Source organism: Mycobacterium sp. (assembly GCF_032162605.1).
Lineage (GTDB): Bacteria > Actinomycetota > Actinomycetes > Mycobacteriales > Mycobacteriaceae > Mycobacterium.
On the sequence record NZ_JAVROT010000563.1, the window covers coordinates 1 to 3,354 of the forward strand.

At 66.9% G+C, this 3,354-nt stretch carries 4 protein-coding genes; 2 read left to right on the top strand and 2 right to left on the bottom strand.

The genetic code is table 11. The features are described 5' to 3' along the window. The first annotated feature begins 119 nt into the window (after positions 1-119). Positions 120-1,367 (top strand): helix-turn-helix transcriptional regulator, encoded by a 1,248-nt coding sequence (locus tag QOI01_RS31155; RefSeq protein ID WP_526387281.1) that lies wholly within the window; start codon positions 120-122, stop codon positions 1,365-1,367. 233 nt (positions 1,368-1,600) lie between these two features. After that, on the top strand, positions 1,601-1,963 hold the full coding sequence (locus QOI01_RS31160; RefSeq protein WP_526387283.1) for a DUF1232 domain-containing protein: 363 nt from the start codon (positions 1,601-1,603) through the stop codon (positions 1,961-1,963). 5 nt (positions 1,964-1,968) lie between these two features. On the opposite strand, the gene QOI01_RS31165 is transcribed toward QOI01_RS31160, so the two are convergent. Beyond that, a complete protein-coding gene (locus QOI01_RS31165; protein WP_526387277.1) occupies positions 1,969-3,132 on the bottom strand; it encodes a GAF domain-containing sensor histidine kinase in 1,164 nt (387 codons plus the stop codon). Beyond that, a partial coding sequence (locus tag QOI01_RS31170; protein ID WP_526387279.1) for a response regulator transcription factor occupies positions 3,129-3,354 on the bottom strand: 226 nt, incomplete at its 5' end. The genes QOI01_RS31170 and QOI01_RS31165, both read right to left, overlap by 4 nt.

The following is a 3,354-nucleotide window of genomic DNA, read 5'->3' on the forward strand; positions in this document are numbered from 1 at the left end:
CACCCGGCCGCACGGCGAGTCCTCGCTGGCCGGTTGGCTAGTGCCGTCCTCGGCAATACTCTGAATGGGTGATAAGCGTCGAGGATTCCGTTCGGGTGCAGGTTGTCCGCTGGATGGAGATGCGGAAGGTGATCACGGGACCGCTCCCGGAGATCGCAGTCCGCCTGTCCCAATTCCTTGGTCACACGTCGCACGATGCCTTGGTGATCTTCACGCGTGAGTGCACCGGGCGCCCACGCAAAGTGGCCGGGAACCACGAGATCGTCGACCGGGTGACCATCGACGAGCTCGACGAGATCAAACAATCCATCGATCCTGGTGGCGTGCGCGACGAACTAGCCGTGCTGGCGGGTTCGCGTCGCCGAATCTGGGCTGTGCGCGACACCTGCGACACGCTGCTCGTCCTAGTTCCGCGACCGTCCCAGACGGCCGCCCCCGACCTTGATGAGGTCGCGGCGGTGTTCGGGATTGTCGCTACCTCCATCCAGCATCAGGTCGCGCAGGCCAGCCCTGACTATCTTGCCGAGTCACGGGCCGCGTCGAGTGAACGCGCCCGCACTATCGTCGAATTGACCGAGGCGCACCAGGCGACCCTGTCGTCCATCCTCGGAACACTCCGCTCCAACGACCTCGACGATCGCCGGTCGCGCATCACCGCCAGCGAGACGGCATCGGCCGCACTGATCGCACTTCGGTCCGCGGGCGCCGCCGATCGTGCCCTGTCGGAGGAAGCGGTCACGACCGCATTCGCCAGGCTGCAAGGCGAATTGCGTGCCCTATTGCGGCATCGGGACGTCGAAGTCGACTATGTCGACCCCCCGGCCGACGGGCGTCCGCTTCCCGGTGAGGTGGCGCACGCGGCACGGGCGATGGTGCGCGCCATCGTGCTGGCCTTCGACGCTCAACCGGTGCTGACCCGAATGCGGATCGCTTGGGACTGCGGCGGCGACAACGTCCTGATCGAGATCCGTGACCGCGGGCCCGGCACCATCGACCGCGACGCCCTGACACTCCAACTGTCCGGACGCCTGCGCACCTTGCGCGGCCAGATCGACGTCGAATCGATTCCTGGATGGGGAAGCAGGGTGATGCTCACCATCCCTCTCGACCCACCCGCGGCTCGTCCGGACGAGCACCTTCTGTCCACCCTGAATCCCCGTGAACTCGAAGTCCTCGCGCATCTCGCGGTCGGCAAGCGCAACCTCGCCATCGCTGATGAGCTCGGGATCAGTCAGAGCACGATCAAGTTTCACGTTGCCAGCCTGCTGAGGAAACTCGACGTCGCCAACCGTGGGGAGGCGGCCGCGATGGGAATACGGGCCGGAATCGTCCCCGGCGAGGCACATTCGGCGCCCGGCCAAGGCTAGACGCGACAATCCAGGTTCCCGGCGGGGGCGGCGCCACACCGCTTTGGGAGCCTGCTGTCCACCGTTGATTCGACGAGTGACGCGGCATTCCGATTGACAAAGTTTGAATTGGTCAATTTCGACGTCGCCGCGGAGGAGATTGTTGGTCGTCGGGTGCTGGATCGGAGGGGGTGGCGGTGACACAACCCTGGAGCGCACTCATCGCGGTCGCGGTCGGCCTCATCATCGTGTGGATGGCGCTGCTGATCGCACTGGCCGTGATCCGGCCCAAGGACCTCAGCGTCACCGATGCACTGCGGCTGCTGCCCGACACGGTGGTCCTGCTGCGGCGCCTGGCCGCCGATCCGCAACTGCCCCGCGGTGTCCGGGTCCGTCTGCTCCTGTTGCTGGTCTACCTGATCCTGCCGATCGACCTCGTACCCGACTTCATCCCCGTTCTCGGCTACGCAGATGACGCCATCATCGTTGCCGCCGCGCTGCGCTCAGTCGTCCGACGCGCCGGACCCGGCGCCCTCGACAAACACTGGCCCGGCACCCCCGAAGGACTCCACGCCGTCCGACGCCTCACCGGCATCCCGAGTCCACCCGAGACCTGAAACCTCTAGATCGGTAGCTCGACCAGCACCGTGGTGCCACGGCCCGGGGAGGACTCCACCCGCAGAGATGCCTCGATCATGGCGCAGCGCTCGGCTATCGAACTCATGCCGAAGTGCTGCCCCCCATCGGCGTCCACCGCGCGCGCCGTCCGGCGTTCCGCTGCGTCGAAACCCTTCCCGTCGTCGGCGCAGCCGAGAACGATCGAATCACCGACGCCGCGCAGCGACAACACGATCCGATCAGCGTCGGCGTGCTTGACCGCGTTGGCCAAGGCCTCCTGGGTGATCCGGTAGAGCGCCGCGGCGGCATGATCGGGAATGTCATCGACCGCAGCTGCCGGGTCCACGACGAGTTCGATGGACGGGCCGCCGTTACGACGGGCCATCTGGACGAGCGACTCAATCGCGGCGGTCAGGCCGAGGTCGTCGAGCACGAGACTATGCAGCCCAGAGATGGCCGCCCTGGTCTGGTTGTAGGCCACGTCGCCCAGTTTGCGTGCGCTCAGCAGTTCGGCGCGCGCGCTATCGAGCTCCCGGAGGAGCATCGAGTCGTCCGATACCTCCTGCGCCGCCGAGATGGTGAGGTCCGCCGCCGAGAGGTGGAACGACATGGACGCAAGCGCGGTGGTGACGCCGTCGTGCAGGTCGAAGGCGATCCTGCGCCGCTCCGCTTCCTGCGCCGAAATCGCCGCCTTGATGAGCCGGTCCCGCTCGGTGCGCTGCCTGTTGACCGTGCGCCACAGCTGCTCCGCGTCCAGCCGCAACCCGAGGATCGCGGCATACGGTTCCGCGGCGTCGAGGTCGACCTGGCCGAACGGACGGCGCGGATCGCGGTGAGCGGCAAGGACACCCACGACATCGCACTCGAGCCCCTGGAGCGGGATGCACATCCGGGCCACGGTCTGCTCCCGCTCGAGATGAAGCAGCTGACGGTGCAGCACATTTCGGGGTGAGTCGGCCTCGATCAGCACCGGTTTGCCTGTGCGAGCAACCAATCCGGTGACCCCGAAGCCGACCTGCAGCTTGAGGGAGCCTGCCGAAGGGTGTGCGGGCCAGATGTCGACGACGTCGAGGTCCTGACCGTTGATGGCGTACACCAGGACACCGTCGGCGCCGAGCAGGCGGGCGAGATCCGCCGCGGTGGGGGCCGCCCCCGCAGCGGGGCTCAACGGAACAGCCCTTCACGTAACGCGACGGCGACGGCACCGCTCCGGTCGGAGACCCCCAACTTGCGGTAGAGCCCGCGGATATGGGTCTTCACCGTGTCCTCACTGACCACCAGCTCGCTCGCGACCGCCTTGTTCGAGTGCCCCGAAACCAGCAACGCCAGTACCTCCGACTCACGCTGGGTGAGGCCGAGGTGCGCACCGGACCAGAACTCACCAGCGCTT